Consider the following 18,529-nt stretch of genomic DNA (forward strand, 5'->3'; position numbering starts at 1 on the left):
GTGCTAAGCATGCTGCTGCCGGATTGTCTCCCGCAAGAAGCGGGTAAAATAGGTTGTACTACATAAGTAAGGGAGGTTGTTAGCTATAGCTACCCCGGAAGGCACTATTATTTCTTTTGACCAGGTGATTAAGCAATACGACGACGAAGAGGCTGTACTCAAAGGCGTGAGCTTCGAAATTGAACGCGGTAAATTCTACACGCTGCTGGGCCCTTCGGGCTGCGGAAAAACGACCATTCTACGTCTTATCGCCGGCTTCGCGGAGCCGACTGAAGGTTCGATCTATCTGAACGGCAAAATTATCAACCACATTCCCGCCAATGAGCGGCAGGTCAATACGGTATTTCAGGACTATGCGCTGTTTCCGCATCTGAACGTATTCGAGAATGTGGCGTTTGGACTGCGCATCAAGAAGCTGAAGAAGGATGTTATTCAGCAAAAGGTGCAGGAAGCGCTGCGCTTCGTCAACCTGGTCGGCTATGATCAGCGGGCCATTAATGAAATGTCCGGCGGGCAGAGGCAGCGTGTCGCCATTGCACGCGCCATTGTTAACGAGCCGCAGGTGCTGCTGCTGGACGAGCCGCTCTCGGCGCTTGATCTGAAGCTGCGTACGGAGATGCAGTATATTCTGCGGGAGATGCAGCAGCGGCTGGGCATCACCTTCATCTTCGTCACCCATGACCAGGAAGAGGCGCTGGCGATGTCCGACTGGATCTTCGTCATGAACGGCGGCAAGATTGAGCAGAGCGGCACGCCTAATGATATCTACGATGAGCCGATTAACCGGTTCGTGGCTGACTTCATCGGAGAGTCGAACATTGTACCGGGTGTGATGATTGAGGACTATGTGGTTGAATTTAACGGTCACCGGTTCGAATGTGTCGATGCCGGTCTGCGGCCGAATGAAGCGGTGGAGATTGTCATCCGTCCCGAGGATCTGGAGATTGCTACAGTTGAGGCGGGCAAGCTGAAGGTGCGTGTGGATTCGCAGCTGTTCCGCGGGGTTCATTACGAAATCAGCTGCTATGACGGCTCCGGCCATGAATGGCTCGTCCATTCCACCCGTAAGGCGGAGGTTGGCTCCGAGATCGGGCTGTATTTTGACCCGGAAGCGATCCATGTTATGCGTTTCGGTGAAACGGAGGAAGAGTTCGACAAGCGTCTGGAGGCTTACGCCGAGGTGGAGAGCCATGATGACTAAGGGCAAGTCGTATTATCTCATCCCGTACTACCTGTGGATCGCGCTGTTTGTCATTGCGCCGGTGCTGCTGGTGGTCTACTATTCCCTGTTCGATCTTGAGGGGAAGCTGACGCTGAATAATTACGTCAATTTCTTCACACCGGTCTATATGAGAATGATGCTGAATTCGTTCTGGTACGCTTTTCTGATCACGGTGTTCTCGCTCCTGGTGGCTTATCCGGCCGCTTATCTGCTGACGCGAACGAAGCACAAGCAGCTCTGGCTGCTGCTGATTATTCTGCCGACCTGGATCAACCTGCTGCTGAAGACTTATGCCTTCATCGGGATCTTCGGCACCTTCGGCCCGGTCAATAATTTCTTTGATCTGATGGGGCTGGGTGAGCAGCAGATTCTGTTCACGGGCTTCAGCTTTGTGTTTGTGTCGGTCTATATTTTCATTCCATTCATGATTCTGCCGATCTTCAGTGCCCTGGATGAGATGAATCTGTCGCTGGTGGATGCCGCGCGCGATCTGGGTGCATCGGGATGGACAACGTTCCGGCGGGTGGTTTTTCCGCTGACGATCTCGGGTGTACGCTCCGGCTGCATGGCGGTATTCATTCCGGCGCTGTCGCTGTTCATGATTACGCGTCTGATTGCCGGGAACCGGGTGATTACGCTCGGCACCGCGATTGAGCAGCACTTCCTGGTCACACAGGATTGGGGTATGGGCTCCACCGTTGCGGTGTTCCTGATCGCCATTATGGCGCTGTTCATGATTCTGACCGGCGGCTCCCGGAAGGGGGTGCGCGGATGAAGAACAGACGCAGGGTTAAGAACAAGAACGGCATCGCCAATATCTATCTGGTGCTGGTCTTCCTGGTGCTGTACGCGCCGATCTTCTATCTGATGTATTACTCGTTCAACAGCGGCGGTACGATGCACAAGTTCGAAGGCTTCACGCTGGATTATTACCGTGAGGTAGTTGCCGATACCCGGCTGATGATTATTGTGATTAACACACTGGTCATCGCCCTTCTGTCATCGGCCATTGCGACCATCATAGCGGTAATCGGTGCGCTGGCGATCCATCATGTCCGCAGCCGCCGGGCCAAAAACACACTGCTCTCGCTGAACAATGTGCTGATTGTCAGCCCGGATGTCATCATCGGAGCCTCCTTCCTGATCCTGTTCACGATTGTCGGGATCAAGCTGGGCTTCACCTCCGTGCTGCTCTCGCATGTGGCGTTCAGTATTCCGATTGCGGTCATTATGATCCTGCCGCATCTGCAGGAGATGAGCCCGACCCTGACGGATGCCGCCCGGGATCTCGGCGCTACGCGCCGGGATGTGCTCACGAAGGTCATTCTGCCGATCATCAAGCCGGGAATCTTCAGCGGATTCTTCATGGCCCTGACCTATTCCCTGGATGATTTCGCAGTCACCTTCTTCGTCACGGGCAATGGCTATTCCACCCTGTCGGTGGAGATCTATTCCCGTGCCCGCCAGGGGGTCTCGCTGTCGATTAACGCGCTGTCGACGCTGATTTTCCTCTTCACAATTCTGCTGGTCATCGGTTATTACTACCTGAACCAGCGTAAGAGCCGCCCGGCGGCACAGATTGCCGAGCCGGTGGCCGAAGCGGGGGTGCCTAGATGAAGCAGCTAGTTAATACGTTCCTGGCGATTCTGATCGTCGCCTTCGGACTGATGTTCCTGGCCTCCAGGCTGAACTCGGCTCAGGGCTATTCTGGCGGCAACACGCTGACTATCTATAACTGGGGCGACTATGTGGACCCCGATCTCCTGAAGCAATTCCAGGAGGAGACCGGGATTACGGTCATCTACCAGACGTTCGATTCCAATGAAGCGATGTTGACCAAGGTCGAGCAGGGGGGGACGATCTTCGATGTCGTAATCCCGTCTGACTATGCGATCGCCAAGATGCGGGAAGAGAATCTGCTGCTGCCGCTGGATCACAGCAAGCTGCCGAATCTCGCTAACATCGATTCCAAATTCATGAATCTGTCCTTCGATCCCGGTAACAAGTATTCGGTTCCTTATTTCTGGGGGACGGTGGGAATCATCTTCAACCCGGAGATGACGAAGGGCATCGATTTCAGCAGCTGGAATTCCTTATGGGACAAGCGGCTGAAGAATAATATCTTCCTCGTGGACGGAGCCCGTGAGGTCATGGGCATGGCGCTGAACAGCCTGCACTATTCCGTCAACGACACGAAGGAGGAGCATTTGCAGGAGGCGCTCGCGAAGCTGAACAAGCTGTCTCCGAATGTGAAGGCCATTGTGGGTGACGAGGTCAAAATGCTGCTCGCCAACGAAGAAGCAGCGGTCGGTATCGTCTGGTCCGGCGACGCTTCGGAGATCATGGATGACAACGACAAGCTGGACTTTGTCGTGCCGGAGGAAGGCTCGAACAAATGGTTCGACAACATGGTCATTCCGCGCACCGCCGGCAATGTCGAAGGCGCGCATAAATTCATCAACTTCATGCTGCGGCCGGATGTGGCGGCCCAGAATACGGAATACGTCGGCTATTCCACGCCGAACGTTCCCGGCCTGAAGCTGCTGCCGGAGGACATCTCCGGTGACGAGCGCTTCTACCCGCCCGCCGAGCTCACCGACCGGCTGGAGGTCTACGACAACCTCGGCAAGCGGATGCTTGCCCACTATAATGAGCTGTTCCTGATGTTCAAGATGAATAAGAAGTAGCTGGCGTAAGCGCCGGAAGGTTACCGGGGCCCCCTGCATGCGCGTATTGCGTGTGCGGGGGGCTTTTGCTTGCCAGGGTGGAAGTGGGTAGCGGGACTATAACGGCGTGGAGGAATGGGGCCTGACGAGGATTGAAGGAGTGGGGTGCTGGCGGCTGATGGTTTGATAGAGGATAAGAACGGGTGTTGCCGATGCTTGTGGAGTAATCTATGTTGGTGGAATCGGGTGATAAAGCTGCGGAAGCGGGTAAAGATGGATTTTGTCCACCTACTGATGAGTATTAACGGGTTGTGGGGGAGAGAGTTGGAAAAACAGCACTTAAATTTCCCCAGATCGCCCTATAGCGGCAAAACCAGGAGCAGCAGTTGCTGTTTTTCGACTTGTTGTCGAGTATTCCTTGGGAATAGCGAAATTAAGATGCGTTTTTCCAATTATTTGCCGAAGGCTAAGTAAAATATTCCAGTACACCGCGCTTCAACTCATATCGTGCGGTTCGTTCCTGATTGCTGGTGGGAACCGGTACGAGCCAGCCCTTGTCAGACAGACTTCGCAAGGTGCGGACAGCGGTTCTGTAATCAATTGAGAAATGCTGCTTTACATCCTGCGGGCGAATAGGCCGGGCTAGATGAACGGTTAACCGGATGACCTCCTGCTCCATCAACTGTACGCGCGATACTGGGGTTGCCGCAGGCTGATATCTGCCCAGCACCATCCGCAGCAAGGTTATGCAGAGCTCGGGACGCTGTTCAACATCATCGTAGGCGAAGGAAATCACATGATAGCCCATGGCGTACAGGAAGGTCTCGCGGTTCAGCTCGCCGCAGTATTTGTTGCGGTCCATATCGCGTACATGCGAAGCATAGCCTTTGATTTCGATCAGAAGCTTCACATATCCGGGCAGCCAAGCAAAGTCAGCGAAATAAGATCGTCCCCGCCAATCCATCACCTCATACTCCGGATGGAATCCGGTAAAATGTCCCCGCAAAGGCCACCATACATTCTTCAGGAACAGCACCTCGGCATGCCGATGCCCCCGCTTCAGCCTTGCTCTGCGCTCGCCTTCCGGTCTGCTCCCCAGATGGCTGGTGATAAATTGTTCATGCGCTTCTTCAAAAGTCATGCTCCTCATCCTCTCCGGAAAATAGAAAACGCCCCGGCTTCCCCACAAAGGGCAACCGGGACGTTCTTCGTCTCGCTGGTATAAGTATAGGGTAAATGCTGGGGGAAAGCTAGAATGCAGTATGAAGATCTTTGGTAAATAGGAAGGAGGAGTAATTAACTTCCTATACCATGAGACATAGTTTGAAAAGAATACTGTGCATCGCTACTTGTTACTGACTCTATGGTTCCTGCAGTGGAACTAATTACTGCGGCTAAACTACATAGTACAATAAGCTTAAATAATTTTTTTCTCATTAAATTTGTGCACCTCTCTGATTAGAAGTTTGTAACTCTCGATTTCATCATCACGTGCTATATGTCTGTATTGTTCAAACAGATCTACACAGGTGATGACTATAGTCTCGTTGTTAATTTTAGCAGAGGATTCCAAACTTTGAAGGACGAAACTAATCCCTTCATTTCTTTTATTATGTAAGTAGTAGGCTGCTAATTCAACGAGAAATCTGGTGTGTTTATCAGCCATAACTTGCTGGTTATATTCACCGAATTCGGAGTTATATGTTCTGTAAGGGATGTAACTAGAGAAGCGCTCAAGAATATGGTCTATATTCCAATTATACCGATTTGCAGATTTAACAATGTTATATATTGCCGTGAATATCTCGTCTGGCTGGGTAGATATAAATTCCACATAATTATTTAGTACCTCTAACTGCCCATCGAGTATACGATACAAATAGATATTTGCTCTACCCCACTCCTTGAATTGGGCTAATATCCGCTCTTTTTCGTCATTAGTTTCTTGTATCCAAGGCACATCTGTATAAAGGCTTACACGCTCTATTGCAGACTTATAGTCCCCATATTCCATACAGACACTTGATAAAAAGAGATGGGAACGGAGAATATATAAATACAGCGGACTTGAAGGTGATCTTTCGTTGTCCGGTTTACGTTTCGAGCGGAGCTGGAGATTGTAACGGAGGGTAGCCAGCTCAAGCATTTTCTCGGCAAGCTCGTTCACCTTGGACCACTTTTGCAGAGAGTAGTAGACATCCAGCAGGTCTTTCAATCCGTCCAGCTGATCCGCCTCATTCAGCCGGTCGATGAAGCATTCGAACAGGATGGCTACCCGCAGATTACTGCTCTGGTCATCACCGAGGCCAATCCGGAACAAGCGATATTGGCATATTGCCAGCCGTTCGGAATTCTGATATTTCTCACTGGTGCTCACATTCTCATACAATAATGCTGCTGCGTGCCACAATCCCTGCTCGAACAATCCTTCTGCAACTTCGAATAGCATAGGGGCATAGACCAGATTCTCCAGCAGGTTCCTAACTACCTGTTCAACACAGTCAAGACGGCCGAGCGCCGCTGAACGCACAAGAAACGGCCGCAAGCGCCGCCAGGTGGGAGCCGAATGATGAAAGCATTCGTCCACGTATAAGGTATAGAAGTAGTCCTCCGGCAGGCCCATACCCCGGGTAATACGCTCCAGATGATCCATGGCAATCGGTTGACGGTCTTTAACGACACGGCTGAGTGTGCCGGAATTAATTCCTGAAGAGATGGCAAACTGATTAATGGACAGGCCCTGATTAGACAAATATGCGGTTACCTGATCGCGAATCGTGGTTGTGGACTTCATATAACACCACCTGACCTAATCCCAGTAATTAGATTTTTATTTCATTGGTGTAATAATATGTGATAATATTCCAATGGTCAATAGAGCGGATTAGTAGATACAGTGAACAAAAGGAAGGGCAGACATGGAATGTCCCTGGTTAAGTCTTCCGAGACATTGAAACGCCCCGGTTCCTTTGCGGGGATAACTGGGGCGTGTTTTTGATTCTACTTGTACTATTTAGACAGGAGCTTGGTTGCTAACGGGGATGGTTACTTCACAGCGGTCCGCATCCGGTAGCTAACCGGCACCTGCAAGGTCCGGCCCTGGAAGAATTCCTCCACCTGTGCCGAGAATTCGGCGATGTCCTGCTCAAGCGAGGCCGGGCTAAGCTTCAGGAGGGACTGGACGCCGCCCTGGCTGAGGGCCAGCCCGATATAGCGCTGTGCATCGCATGACTCCATATTGTGAAAAACAATCTCTCTCGCGTACGTAAACCATTCGCTGGCTTTGATCCGGTTCAAATGACCTTCCTTGTCCCATTTGCTGGCCTGGTCGGCACCGGGCTGAAGCTCCGCAAGCAGGGCATCCGAAGCCGCAATCAGCCGGTTGTAACGGGCTTCAATAGCGGGCTGCAGCACCAGAGGCCAGTCACAGTCGTAGGCGGCAAAGACTCCGCCGGGCCGCAGACAACGGGCGATTTCCTGAAGAGTGCTGTCCGGGTCCATCCAGTGGAACGACTGGGAGCAGGTGATAATGTCCACGCTCCCCGTATCGAAAGGAAGCTGGTTCGAATAGCCCTGCACAAAAGACAGGTTCTCCGCTCCCTGATCCAGGAGACGCAGCTTATCCTGAGCCTTGCTGAGCATATCCGGGTTAGGTTCCACTCCGGTTACCATATCGGCGGCATCCTTCCACAGAAAGGTGGACAGGCCGGTGCCGCAGCCAATATCTGCAACATGGGCAGGACGGTGGCCCAGGTAACTGGTGAGCAGTTCAATCACCATCGGCGGCGCTTCCGGCCGATAACGGTCGTAGTCATTTTGGTACCCCAAAAAACGGTCGATATTAGCCTTGCTGTTGCCTGAAGGAATCATAGGAATGGCCTCCTCGCTATAGGTAGCTAAGTGTAGGATAAGTTAGTCATGCCTGTTGTTCAAAAGGAACGGAGGGTCATGAAGCTCCCCCTGCTAACGCAAAAGCGCCGGATCAACCGCAGGCACAAGCCCTTCCGCAGCAGCCCGGTTCAGCAGTGCAGAGATGGCCGCATAGCCGTCCTCGCCAAGGCTCATCGTGAATTCATTGACGTAAAGATCAATATGCGATTTGGCCACTTCCGGCGAGAGCTCCTGGGCGTGGCTTAGCACATATTCCTGGCAGTCGAGAGGATGGTCCCAGGCATACTGGAGTGAGCTGCGAATCCAGCCGGTAATGGCGTCATGGTCCAGATCGCGGCGGGCAATAATTGCACCGAGCGGAATAGGCAAGCCGGTATCGCTCTCCCACCAGCTCCCGAGGTCAGTCAGCAGGTTGAGATTGTAAGACGGGTAAGTGAAGCGGGCTTCGTGGATGACGAGTCCGGCATCGATCTCTCCCTTTTGCACGGCAGGCATGATCTCATCAAAAGGCATAACGACGATCTCGGCCGGACCGCCCTGCACCTGCTGTGCTACCCATAGACGGAACAGAAGGTATGCCGTAGAGCGTTCGCTCGGGACGGCAATTCTGCGGCCGGACAGCTCGCGCGGATGTTTGATGGCGCCTGCGCCTTTGCGGGTTAGTACAAGCGGGCCGCAGCCCCGTCCCAGCGCACCGCCGCAAGGGAGCAGCTTGTACCTGTCCAGCACCCAGGGAAGGGCGGCGTAGGAAATCTTGAGCACCTCAGGCCCGGCGCCGTCTGCTGCAAGCCCGTTCGTAATATCGATATCGGCAAACATTACATCCAGCTTGGGCGCGCCGGGAATCAGGCCATGCGCCCAGGCATGAAAGACAAAGGTATCATTAGGGCAAGGGGAATAAGCAATATGAAGCTCTTGTGTCATTACAGCACCTCCCGTAAAATAGCCGCTGCCGCTGCCAGAGCGTCGAGCGCTTCATTGATCTTCCACGCGGCCCGGTCGCGCGGACCGACCGGATTCGAGATCGCGCGCAGCTCCAGCGCCGCGATTCCCAGCGCCTGGGCGGCCACGGCAACCCCGTGGCCTTCCATCGCCTCCGCTGCCGCCTCCGGGTGGCGTGCGGCCAGAGTCGCGGCCGTCCCGGCGGTGCCGGTCGCGGTGGACACGGTAAGCACGGGGCCCATGCTTACCGTGAGGCCGGCCGCTGCCAGCGCGGCCGCAAGGGCCTGTACCGTGCCGCCCGGCGCAGGCACGGACACGCTGCCGAAGCCAAGCTCGGCAGCGCTGCGGAAGCCCTCCGGCGTCTCTGCGCCGAGGGCCGCGTCCCGCATCTCGCTGGCGACGACCAGCGAGCCTACGGGAGCCCGGCCCGGGAAGCCGCCGCCGATCCCGGCGCTGACTACGCAGCCGTACGAGCCGGCTGCCAGGGCGGCGGCGGTGCCCGCCGCTGCCGCTGCGGTGCCGGCGCCCGCCGCGATGACGTCGAACCTGCGGCTGCCGGCGAGGCCGCGCAGGACCGCCTCGCGCTCAGCCGCGACTGCCGTCACGATCAGCACGCGCGGCGCGGGGGCTTCTTCCGCCGCAGCACTGCGCGCGGCGGCCCCGGAATGATGATGAGCCTTCGATTCCATAATCAGCCTCCTTTTGTAGCCTTGGTATAAGTTAGGATAGGATTCATTTGAAGTATTAGGAATAACCAATAAGTTGCTTGCTAAGAGCCGTTTGCTTCGTTGTATACTCACCTTTTGAAAGTCTACGCCGTTTTAGAGAACAAATCAAATATGCGGAGCGGGAGATAGAGGGATTTTGTCCACTTGCTGATGAACGAATAAACCCTGCTAAAACAGCAGCTGGATAAAAGGCACTTAATTAAGGATAGTTCACCCAAAGTGGCGAAATTCAGCTCTATTAGATGTAGATTTTCCACTTGCTTCCGTATAAATTACGAAAATAGAATAACTAAGATACAGTTTTCCACTTGCTTATTGCGGGAGTTGGAGGGGGGATTGTTGCGCCGGTTGGGGGGAGTATTTACCCGCAGAGGCAAGCTTTTTTGTAAGAATTAGGCTTCACATGACCGCAGCATAGAGCGATCCTTCCTTGCGCCGGGCAGAATGAAAATTAATTCACCTCCCACGCTTGACAGACTGCTTCCAATAACGTATATTTATCTTAACTTAAAGATAATTAACTTGAAGATAAATGCAGCCGGTCAGGAGGTGTACCAAATGAGCAGCAAGAATAAGACAGCAGGAACAGAAGCAGACACTACGCAGGAGCAGGCAGCATCGCTTAAATTATTCGTCGTTCTGTCGAAGGCGTACAAGAGCCTGATGGATCAGGCGGTGAAGGATATGAAGAGTCACGGGCTGGCATCGGCGGAATTTATGGTGCTGGAGGTGCTGTATCATAGAAACCGGATTCCACTTCAGCAGATTGGCGAGAAGATTCTGGTCACCAGCGGCAGCATCACCTACAATATCGACAAGCTGGAGAAGCGGGGACTGCTGAAGCGCGTTCCTTGCGAGGATGACCGCCGTGTTACGTATGCCGAGATTACGGAGGCGGGACGGGAGCTGTTTGATGATATTTTCCCGCAGCATGTCGATTCTATACACAGCCTGATGGGCGGACTGGACAGCGAAGAGAAGGCTCAGGCGACGCTGCTGCTGAAGAAGCTGGGCAAGGGCGTATAGAAGGTAGTCCGTAGCAGCTCAGCGGCGGTAAGGTTGTCTGCTTGTTAGCACGCTGAACTAATGGAGAGAATAATAGATCAGCGTATTTTTTTAGCCAATATCTTAATGTTAAGATAATTAAAACCAAGAGAATGGAGAGTGTTTAAAATGGTTAGTGTAGGTTTATTGTTGATGAGATTGGTGATTGGTGTAGCGTTCATCGGGCATGGTGCACAGAAGCTGTTCGGCTGGTTCGGCGGATATGGACCTAAGGGAACAGGCGGCTGGATGGAGTCGATTGGTATCAAGCCGGGCGTGCGTATGGCGGTGCTGGCTGGTCTGATGGAGCTGGTCGGAGGCCTGCTGTTCACTCTGGGTCTGCTGACTCCGGTGGCTGCGGTGCTGATTGCGGCAACGATGCTCGGTGCCATTGTGAAGGTTCATGCTCCTAACGGATTCTGGTCCACGGCAAACGGGATTGAGTTTCCATTAACGGTGCTGGTAGTCGCTGTAGGTATAGCGCTGACAGGCGCGGGTTCGATTTCACTAGACGCAATATTCTTCAATTAAAATAACCGCATCATCATCACAACTATCAGGAGGGTTCACTCATGACTATGCATACTGCAGGGATTCACCATGTTACCGCTTTTGTGGGAGACGCTCAGCGTAATGCTGATTTCTATGCCGGAATTCTAGGCCTGCGGCTCGTCAAAAAAACCATCAATTTCGACGCCCCCGAAGTCTACCACCTCTACTTCGGAAATGAGCAGGGTGCGCCGGGTACGATTATCACATTCTTCCCATGGGCCCATGGCCGTAAAGGCAGAATCGGCGGAGGACAGGTCGGTGTGACCACTTATGCTGTACCGGCCGGCTCTTTCGGATTCTGGGAGCAGCGGCTGGCCGCTTACCATATTCCTGTGACTAAGGTTACCCGGATCGGCGAGTCGTATCTCTCCTTCGCGGATTATGACGGACTGCGGATTGAGCTGGTGGAGCGGGAAGAGGGGGCGCTGAGCACCTGGTCGTTCGGCGGCGTTCCGGTAGAGCATGCGGTCAAAGGCTTCGGAGGTGCTGTCCTCTACAGCACGGCCCCGGATCGGACAGCGGATACACTCACCCGCACCCTGGGAATGGAGCGTATCGCTGAAGGGGATGGCTACATCCGCTACAGAGCTTCCGGCAATATCGGCAATATTATTGATCTGAAGGCCACTCCGGTTCCGCAGGGCGGCGGCGGTACAGGTACGGTTCACCATATTGCGTGGCGGGCGGCAGATGACAGTGAACAGCTGGAGTGGGGCCGCCGGGTTCAGAGTCACGGCTACCAGCCGACTCCGGTGCAGGACCGCCAGTACTTCAATGCCATCTACTTCCGGGAAGAAGGCGGAATTCTGTTCGAGATTGCAACCGATCCTCCAGGCTTCGCCCGTGATGAAGCACCTGAGGCGCTGGGGCAGAAGCTTATGCTTCCGGCGTGGTTTGAGCCGCAGCGTGCGGCGATTGAAGCGAATCTAAGCCCGTTTGAAATCCGTGAACTGGAGGTGAAGCCGGTATGATTCATGTATTTGAGCAAGGTACAGACGTAACCCAGCCAACACTGGTCTTATTCCACGGCACAGGCGGCAACGAGCGTGATCTGCTGCCGCTGGCGGAGCTGCTGGCGCCCGGAGCATCTGTGCTGGGCATCCGCGGCAACGTACTGGAGAATGGCATGCCGCGTTACTTCCGGCGGCTGGCGGAGGGGATTTTCGATGAGGAGGATCTGATCTTCCGCACCCATGAGGTGAAGCAGTTCCTGGAAGAAGCGGCTGCAAAATATGGCTTCGATGCCGGTAATCTGGTGGCTGTCGGCTATTCCAACGGTGCGAACATCGCGGGCAGCCTGCTCTTCCATTACGGAGCCCTCTTCCGGGCGGCAGTGCTGCTGCACCCGATGGTTCCGCTGCGCGGCCTGGCGATTCCTTCGCTGCAGGGGGTTCCGGTCTTTATCGGGGCAGGGACCAATGATCCAATTATCCGCTCCGAGGAGACCCGGGAGCTGGAAGCACTGTTAAGCGGCGCCGGAGCTGAGGTTACCTCGCACTGGGGCAATCAGGGACACCGCCTGAGCGCCGCCGAGGCGGAGGCGGCAAGAGATTGGCTGGCTGAGCATACCGATTCAGTGAAGTAACAACAGCACCACCCGAAATAACCGCCTGCGGGCCTGCCGATCACCGAGAGGATTGGCGGCTACGGCAGGCGGTTTTTTGTGGTTCTGGAGATTGAGCGAGGGCGTGCGCCCAACCAGAAATTCATTGAACATTCCGGCGGTAATCGGTAGTATGGAGAAATATATAAACGGACCTGAACATAAATGGCTCTGCCGTCTTACTAAAGGTTACGGGCAAGAAAGGATGTATCCTGTTCATGATGAAGCAAAATTCGGTGACAAGCCTGGCCGAGGGCGGGCCGTCCAGAAGCCAGCGGCTGCAGCTTGCCGTGATTCTGGGAGCCATCGCTACCATTGGTCCCCTGTCGATTGATATGTATCTGCCTGCCCTGCCTGCTCTTGGCCTCTATTTCGATACCAGTCCCGCCATGATTCAGCTTACCCTGACCTTCTTCCTGCTGGGACTGGCTTCGGGCCAGCTTGTGGCCGGACCGCTCAGTGATGTGCACGGGCGCCGGATTCCGCTGTTGTTCGGAATGATGATCTATGCGGTATCCTCGCTGCTCTGTGCGTTCAGCCCGTCCATCGGACTGCTGATTGTGCTGCGCTTCATTCAAGGCCTGGCCGGATCGGTAGGGGTAGTGATCTCCCGTGCGGCGGTCCGCGATATGTACAGCGGCTCGGAATTAACCAGGTTCTTCTCGCTGCTGATGATTGTCAACGGACTGGGTCCGATCGCTGCTCCGGTCATCGGGGGACAGCTGCTGAGAGTGACGGACTGGAAGGGCGTATTTGTAGTCTTATTCGTATGCGGGCTGCTCTTCGCGACGGTCATTCTCCTGCGGCTGCCGGAGACTCTGCCCAAGGAACGGCGAATCCGCAGCGGGCTCAGAGGGACCCTGCGTACCTTCCGCATCCTGCTCGGCAATGCCGGATTCATGGGCTACGCGCTCTCCCAGGGCTTTGTTATGGCAGGCATGTTCGCTTATATCTCGGGATCCTCCTTTGTTCTGCAGACGATTTATGGGGTATCCCCGCAAATGTACAGCCTGATCTTCGCCGTGAACGGCTTCGGCATTATTCTGACCGGGCAGATTGCCGGGCGGATGTCGGCCAGGGTGGGTGAGCGCAAGCTGCTGATCTGCGGCCTTCTGCTCAGTACCTCCGGAGGTATTCTGCTGCTGATTACCCTCCTCGCCGATGGCGGGCTGCTGCCGATCCTAATCTGTCTGTTCGCTGTGGTTGCAAGTGTAGGTCTTGTGGGTACGACCAGCTTCTCGCTGGCGATGCAGGATCAGGGGGAGACGGCGGGCAGCGCCTCTGCGCTTCTGGGTCTGCTTCCCTTGCTGCTGGGGAGCTGTGCGGCTCCGCTGGTCGGACTTGGCGGCAGCGGCTCGGCCCTGCCGATGGCGCTGGTCATCGCGGGAGCGGGCCTCCTGTCGGTTCTGTCCTATCTGCTGCTGTGCAGAAGAGAGGTTAAGCTGTGAGCCGCAAGGACTTTGCTACCCTGCTGCTGCTTGCTTTTGCCTGGGGGGCTTCCTTCCTGTTCATGCGGATTGCCTCGCCGGAGCTAGGTCCGGTCTTCACGACAGAACTGCGCGTTACGATTGCCGGAGCTGCTCTGCTGCTCTATGCGTTGCTGACCCGGCGCAGACTGGGCCTCCTGAAGCACTGGAGATCTTTCCTGCTGCTCGGTGCGGTTAACGCGGCGCTTCCGTTCACGCTGATCTGTATGGCTGAGCTGCATCTGAGCGCCTCACTGGCGGCGATTCTGAATGCTACAACTCCGATGTTCGCGGCACTGGCGGCGTGGGGGACCCGGAAGGAGAAGCCGGGGGCGGCCAAATCAGCCGGGTTGATAATAGGCCTGGTAGGTGTGGGTGTGCTGGTCGGCTGGAGTCCGCTCCCGCTGACCGGCACGGTTCTTTTATCCGTAGGTTACTCTCTTGGAGCCGCGCTCTGCTATGCGTTCGGAGGATTATACGCATCACGCGTAGGCTCCGGTCTCACTCCGCTGGCGCTTGCTGCGGGACAACAGCTGGGCGCAAGTGTGGTGCTGCTGCCGCTGGCGGTGATTTTTGCCCCGGATCATCTGCCTTCTTCCGCCGCTGTATATTCTGTCCTCGGCCTCTCGCTGATCTGCACCTCAGTGGCATATCTGCTGTATTTCCGCCTGATTGCCCGTATCGGCCCCGTCAAGACCGTTAGTGTTACCTTCCTCGTGCCTGTATTTGGCCTGTTGTGGGGCGTAATCTTTCTGCAGGAGCAGGTCTATGCCACTACCATCGCCGGGCTGGTCATCATCCTGCTGAGCGTTATGCTGGTGAACCGGAGGGCCAGGAAGGGTTGAGGGGATATTCAGCAAACTTTCAGCGCATTTTAACGTTCATTGTAGAGAAAAGGGATATATTGAAGAGGTGAAAGGAGGGACACCCATGAATGTCTCATCCGTTGCCGCTTCATCATCTGTATCTTATACATCTTCCAGCGCCAGCGATACCGCTGCACTTGAGAAGCAGAAGGCGAAGCTGGAAGCTGAGCTTGAGAAAGTAAGCGCAAGCAAGGACAGCGAGCAAGCCAAAGAAACCAAAACCAAGCAGCTAGAACAGCAGATCAAGCAAATCGAAGCACAAATTACCCAGAAGTCACAGGCTGCGGGCAGCTCCGCTTCTGCCCAGAGCGCTGCCGCGCCTCCGGACAAGCCTGCCGGTAACCATAAGCTGACAGCAGCATCCGTTCAGGAGATTGCTAACGCAACCACCGACAGCGCAGGGAGATTCGACATTCGAGTATAGCCTGAGCGAGAACAGCATGTCTCTGAAGGGAGCCGCCATTGCCATGGTGACAGGCTCTCCGTTAGGGGATGACAACCCTTGGTACGATGATAAAAGCACCCGGACTAATCGCAGTCCGGGTGCTTTTATGCAAATATAGATGTATACGCTTCCCACCATCACCGGATAAATATAAATCTGATGCAGGGACTTATCCTCCGCCCGCCGTCTAACTCTTGTAGACATGTGACCATTATACGGGAGTTCTGTTGCGGATCTTGTTATAATGGGTTCGTATGAAGAGGGCTGAATATGTTCAGGCAACAAGAGCGTTCGGCAGTGAGGCAGGTGAAGTCATGCATACTGTAATCAAAAATAAATTGGAACGCTTCAAGCTCGTACGGCTGCTGATATCCATCTACCGGATTAAGGCGGTGCGTGCGCTTTTTCCGCTGCTGATTATCGGTCTGGTCTATCTGGAGGGGCAGCATGAGCTGAAGCAAATTCATTTAGGCAAAATTATCCGTGATCTGAAATCCGTTCCCGTACCCTCTATTATGCAGATGCTGGGAATTTCGCTGCTGTCGGTGGCGGTCATGAGTACTTATGATTACTTGATCCGGCGGCATTTCCGCCTGCAGATCGGCTGGTTGCGGACCTTCCGTTATGCCTGGATCGCCAATACGTTCAATAATATGATCGGATTCGCCGGTCTGGCTGGCGCGGGCCTTAGAACGCTGCTCTATAAACGGAGCAGTGTGCCTGCATCCTTGCTCGCGCCGGCCATTGTGTTCCTGTCACCGCTGATGATTACGGGGTTGTCGCTGCTTGGGTGGGGGACGATAACCGGACTTCTGCCGGCGGACCGGCTGCTGGAGGCGCATCGCTGGCTGGGTTTTGCAGTCTGGGGGATAGCACTGTATCTGCCATTCTTTGTACTCCTCCAGCGCTCTGCGCTCTTCGCCAAATGGGTCAACCGGGGTGAGGGGAGAACCGCTTGGCTTACTGTGGTTGCTTCTGTGGGTGCCTCCTTCCTGGAGTGGGTGTTCGCCGGGCTGACCTTCTGGTTCATTGCCGGTGAGATGCTCGGAAGCGCTCCGTTTCTCACCGTCTTCAGTATCTATGTAGTGGCTGCGATAGCGGGAATTCTAAGTATGGCTCCCGGCGGCATCGGCGCGTTCGATCTGATTGCGCTGCTCGGACTGACCCAGCTGGGCATCAAGAGCGACCATGCCATGGCAGTCCTGGTCATCTACAGATTATTCTATTACATTATCCCCTGGCTGATCGGTCTGGTGCTGGCTGCGCTGGAGTTCGGGCTGCCGGGTACGAAGGGCGCTGAACGCAGCGGCGACAGAGTGGAAGCCCCCCTGACGGTCTGGCAGAAAATATGGGGCTGGCCCGGTCAATATACCTTCCTCAGCGATCTGGGCGTATGGGCACTCGGCAAGCTGGTCTTGGCCAGCGGTCTGCTTCTGCTGCTGTCGGCAGCTACGCCTGAGCTGCTCTACAGGCTGAAGGTGACAGAGGAGCTCCTGTCGCTGCCAGTGATGCAGATCTCGCACCATCTGTCCGTGCTAATCGGCTTTATGCTGATTCTGCTGTCGCGGGGAATCTCCCTGCGTGTCCGCAGGGCTTATGTCTGGACGAGCCTGCTCCTATTGGGTGGGGCGGTCTTTGCATTTACGAAGGGGTTCGATTACGAGGAGGCCTTGTTCCTGCTGGTGGTGGCGATGATTCTGTGGATCTCACGAAGCCGGTTCTACCGGATCAGCGTTCCGTTTAGCGCCAAAAGTACCTTATGGTGGCTGCTCCTGACTTCGGCTGTAGCCCTCAGCTATTACGGGCTGGCGAGTTATACCCATCACGGCTTCCTGAAGCATCTCCCGCCCGGAATCCAGCCGGAATGGCTGCGGCAGCACAGTAATGTGGCCGCCACGGCGGCCGGCGGACTGATTTTCTCTTGGCTGCTGCTGACGATGGTTGTAGCCCTCAGGCCGCAGCACAAGGCAGATACGCTTCTCGCGAATAAGGATATGGCGCGGCTGGAGCGCTTCCTCTCGGAGGGCTGGGGCAATGCCTTAAGCCATATGCTGTTTCTTGGCGACAAAAGCTTCTATTGGGCCCAGGAAGGCAAGGTGCTGTTCGCCTTCGCCAGAGTCCGGGACAAGCTGGTGGTACTGGGTGATCCGCTTGGGCCGATGAATCTGCTTAATAACGGAATCAGTGAATTCAGGCAGGCTGCTGATTTGTATGGACTATCTGTAGTCTTCTATCAGGCGACCCCGGCGCATCTTCCGCTCTATCATGAGCAGGGCTACCGCTTCTTCAAGCTGGGGGAAGAAGCGCTGGTCCCGCTGGCGGACTTCAGTATTAGCGGTTCGCGGAACGCCAGCCTGCGTAATGTGAAGGGGCGGTTCGAGCGCGAGGGCTACCGTTTCGAGATCACAGAGGCTCAGCATTCGAAGGAGCTGCTGCAGGAGCTTCGCCTGTTGTCAGAGGAATGGCTGGCCGGGCGCAAGGAGAAAGGCTACTCGCTGGGCTGGTTCAGCGAGCCGTACCTCCAGCTCGCACCGTTGGCGCTGCTGCGTGGAGCAGACGGCCATTTGCTGGCTTTTGCCTCCATGGCTCCTGGTTATAACGGGCAGAAGACGGTCTCGGTGGATCTGATGCGCCATCACAAGGATACCCCGAACGGGACTATGGACTACCTGTTCCTGTGTCTGCTGGAATGGGCGAAAGCGCGCGGTTACAGAAGCTTCAATCTGGGGTCTGCCCCGCTGTCCAATGTCGGGGGCCGCTTTGGAGCGCTGCGGGAGGAGAAGCTTGCCCGGCTGGTTTTTGAACGCGGAGGCCACTGGTACGGCTTCTCCGGTCTGCGCCGGTATAAGGAGAAGTTCAACCCGGTATGGGAGCCGCGGTATCTGGCCTATCCCGCTGCGGTGACTCTCCCTCTCTTGACTCTGGATCTGGTGAGGCTGGTCTCCAGGCATCCGGAGGAGGGGAATTGAGATGAATAGCCTGCTTGCGATTGGCGAATAAGCCTTGTAGTAGACGGGAGGCCGGATACGGCAATAAGGGGTTGCGGAAAATATTTGATTTTCTGCAACTTTTTATATGTCTATGCGTCATAAACAAGGATTCGA

The 18,529-nt window shown here is 55.1% G+C and carries 17 protein-coding genes; 12 read left to right on the forward strand and 5 right to left on the reverse strand.

What is annotated here, in order from left to right; translation table 11 throughout:
* Positions 1–76: 76 nt before the first annotated feature.
* The 4 genes from MHH78_RS04365 to MHH78_RS04380 are packed head-to-tail and all read left to right on the forward strand — an operon-like array spanning position 77 to position 3,909.
* On the forward strand, positions 77–1,201 hold the full coding sequence (locus MHH78_RS04365; protein ID WP_339252089.1) for an ABC transporter ATP-binding protein: 1,125 nt from the start codon (positions 77–79) through the stop codon (positions 1,199–1,201).
* Positions 1,191–1,997, forward strand: coding sequence for an ABC transporter permease (locus tag MHH78_RS04370; RefSeq protein ID WP_036728143.1), 807 nt, complete (start codon positions 1,191–1,193; stop codon positions 1,995–1,997). The genes MHH78_RS04365 and MHH78_RS04370 overlap by 11 nt, the downstream gene beginning before the upstream one ends.
* Positions 1,994–2,839, forward strand: a complete 846-nt coding sequence (locus tag MHH78_RS04375) for an ABC transporter permease (protein WP_036728153.1) — start codon at positions 1,994–1,996, stop codon at positions 2,837–2,839. The genes MHH78_RS04370 and MHH78_RS04375 overlap by 4 nt, the downstream gene beginning before the upstream one ends.
* On the forward strand, positions 2,836–3,909 hold the full coding sequence (locus MHH78_RS04380) for an ABC transporter substrate-binding protein (protein WP_036728155.1): 1,074 nt from the start codon (positions 2,836–2,838) through the stop codon (positions 3,907–3,909). The genes MHH78_RS04375 and MHH78_RS04380 overlap by 4 nt, the downstream gene beginning before the upstream one ends.
* Before the next feature lie 445 nt (positions 3,910–4,354).
* Here MHH78_RS04380 and MHH78_RS04385 read toward each other — a convergent pair whose 3' ends face one another.
* The 5 genes from MHH78_RS04385 to MHH78_RS04405 form a co-directional block, all read right to left on the reverse strand.
* A complete protein-coding gene (locus MHH78_RS04385; protein ID WP_341166702.1) occupies positions 4,355–5,029 on the reverse strand; it encodes a hypothetical protein in 675 nt (224 codons plus the stop codon).
* 276 nt (positions 5,030–5,305) lie between these two features.
* Positions 5,306–6,682, reverse strand: coding sequence for a helix-turn-helix domain-containing protein (locus MHH78_RS04390; RefSeq protein WP_340827665.1), 1,377 nt, complete (start codon positions 6,680–6,682; stop codon positions 5,306–5,308).
* A 251-nt stretch (positions 6,683–6,933) separates the two neighbouring features.
* Entirely contained in the window at positions 6,934–7,758 is an 825-nt protein-coding gene (locus tag MHH78_RS04395; RefSeq protein WP_341166703.1) for a class I SAM-dependent methyltransferase, read from the reverse strand.
* 93 nt (positions 7,759–7,851) lie between these two features.
* The gene (locus MHH78_RS04400) at positions 7,852–8,703 is read right to left on the reverse strand and encodes a 1,4-dihydroxy-6-naphthoate synthase (protein WP_341166704.1); all 852 of its coding nucleotides are present in this window, start codon (positions 8,701–8,703) and stop codon (positions 7,852–7,854) included.
* The gene (locus tag MHH78_RS04405) at positions 8,703–9,410 is read right to left on the reverse strand and encodes a futalosine hydrolase (protein ID WP_341166705.1); all 708 of its coding nucleotides are present in this window, start codon (positions 9,408–9,410) and stop codon (positions 8,703–8,705) included. Before MHH78_RS04405 ends, MHH78_RS04400 begins: the two co-directional genes overlap by 1 nt.
* A 597-nt stretch (positions 9,411–10,007) precedes the next feature.
* Here MHH78_RS04405 and MHH78_RS04410 point away from each other — a divergent pair.
* From MHH78_RS04410 to mprF, 8 genes are all read left to right on the forward strand, one after another.
* Positions 10,008–10,475: a MarR family winged helix-turn-helix transcriptional regulator gene (locus MHH78_RS04410; protein ID WP_076074686.1), complete on the forward strand. Its 468-nt coding sequence runs from the start codon at positions 10,008–10,010 to the stop codon at positions 10,473–10,475.
* Positions 10,476–10,622: 147 nt separating this feature from the next.
* Positions 10,623–11,024: a DoxX family protein gene (locus tag MHH78_RS04415; protein ID WP_036728167.1), complete on the forward strand. Its 402-nt coding sequence runs from the start codon at positions 10,623–10,625 to the stop codon at positions 11,022–11,024.
* A gap of 41 nt (positions 11,025–11,065) precedes the next feature.
* Positions 11,066–12,016: a ring-cleaving dioxygenase gene (locus tag MHH78_RS04420; RefSeq protein ID WP_341166706.1), complete on the forward strand. Its 951-nt coding sequence runs from the start codon at positions 11,066–11,068 to the stop codon at positions 12,014–12,016.
* Positions 12,013–12,630, forward strand: a complete 618-nt coding sequence (locus MHH78_RS04425) for an alpha/beta hydrolase (protein WP_341166707.1) — start codon at positions 12,013–12,015, stop codon at positions 12,628–12,630. Before MHH78_RS04420 ends, MHH78_RS04425 begins: the two co-directional genes overlap by 4 nt.
* Positions 12,631–12,866: 236 nt before the next feature.
* Positions 12,867–14,096 carry a multidrug effflux MFS transporter gene (locus MHH78_RS04430; RefSeq protein WP_445668030.1) on the forward strand — a complete coding sequence of 410 codons (1,230 nt, stop codon included), beginning with the start codon at positions 12,867–12,869 and terminating at the stop codon, positions 14,094–14,096.
* Positions 14,093–14,959, forward strand: a complete 867-nt coding sequence (locus tag MHH78_RS04435; protein WP_341166708.1) for a DMT family transporter — start codon at positions 14,093–14,095, stop codon at positions 14,957–14,959. The genes MHH78_RS04430 and MHH78_RS04435 overlap by 4 nt, the downstream gene beginning before the upstream one ends.
* 85 nt (positions 14,960–15,044) lie before the next feature.
* The gene (locus MHH78_RS04440; RefSeq protein ID WP_036728173.1) at positions 15,045–15,404 is read left to right on the forward strand and encodes a FlxA-like family protein; all 360 of its coding nucleotides are present in this window, start codon (positions 15,045–15,047) and stop codon (positions 15,402–15,404) included.
* A gap of 335 nt (positions 15,405–15,739) precedes the next feature.
* Positions 15,740–18,394: a bifunctional lysylphosphatidylglycerol flippase/synthetase MprF gene (gene mprF, locus MHH78_RS04445; RefSeq protein ID WP_341170277.1), complete on the forward strand. Its 2,655-nt coding sequence runs from the start codon at positions 15,740–15,742 to the stop codon at positions 18,392–18,394.
* Positions 18,395–18,529 lie beyond the last annotated feature (135 nt).

The organism is Paenibacillus sp. FSL H3-0333 (assembly GCF_038002805.1).
Lineage (GTDB): Bacteria > Bacillota > Bacilli > Paenibacillales > Paenibacillaceae > Paenibacillus_AQ > Paenibacillus_AQ silagei.

Excerpts from the sequence above, each read along its gene's own strand:
- MHH78_RS04370 (WP_036728143.1), top strand. The coding sequence starts at position 1,191 with ATGATGACTAAGGGCAAGTCGTATTATCTCATCCCGTACTACCTGTGG.
- MHH78_RS04375 (WP_036728153.1), top strand. The coding sequence starts at position 1,994 with ATGAAGAACAGACGCAGGGTTAAGAACAAGAACGGCATCGCCAATATC.
- MHH78_RS04380 (WP_036728155.1), top strand. The coding sequence starts at position 2,836 with ATGAAGCAGCTAGTTAATACGTTCCTGGCGATTCTGATCGTCGCCTTC.
- MHH78_RS04385 (WP_341166702.1), bottom strand. The coding sequence starts at position 5,029 with ATGACTTTTGAAGAAGCGCATGAACAATTTATCACCAGCCATCTGGGG.
- MHH78_RS04390 (WP_340827665.1), bottom strand. The coding sequence starts at position 6,682 with ATGAAGTCCACAACCACGATTCGCGATCAGGTAACCGCATATTTGTCT.
- MHH78_RS04395 (WP_341166703.1), bottom strand. The coding sequence starts at position 7,758 with ATGATTCCTTCAGGCAACAGCAAGGCTAATATCGACCGTTTTTTGGGG.
- MHH78_RS04400 (WP_341166704.1), bottom strand. The coding sequence starts at position 8,703 with ATGACACAAGAGCTTCATATTGCTTATTCCCCTTGCCCTAATGATACC.
- MHH78_RS04405 (WP_341166705.1), bottom strand. The coding sequence starts at position 9,410 with ATGGAATCGAAGGCTCATCATCATTCCGGGGCCGCCGCGCGCAGTGCT.
- MHH78_RS04410 (WP_076074686.1), top strand. The coding sequence starts at position 10,008 with ATGAGCAGCAAGAATAAGACAGCAGGAACAGAAGCAGACACTACGCAG.
- MHH78_RS04415 (WP_036728167.1), top strand. The coding sequence starts at position 10,623 with ATGGTTAGTGTAGGTTTATTGTTGATGAGATTGGTGATTGGTGTAGCG.
- MHH78_RS04420 (WP_341166706.1), top strand. The coding sequence starts at position 11,066 with ATGACTATGCATACTGCAGGGATTCACCATGTTACCGCTTTTGTGGGA.
- MHH78_RS04425 (WP_341166707.1), top strand. The coding sequence starts at position 12,013 with ATGATTCATGTATTTGAGCAAGGTACAGACGTAACCCAGCCAACACTG.
- MHH78_RS04430 (WP_445668030.1), top strand. The coding sequence starts at position 12,867 with ATGATGAAGCAAAATTCGGTGACAAGCCTGGCCGAGGGCGGGCCGTCC.
- MHH78_RS04440 (WP_036728173.1), top strand. The coding sequence starts at position 15,045 with ATGAATGTCTCATCCGTTGCCGCTTCATCATCTGTATCTTATACATCT.
- mprF (WP_341170277.1), top strand. The coding sequence starts at position 15,740 with ATGCATACTGTAATCAAAAATAAATTGGAACGCTTCAAGCTCGTACGG.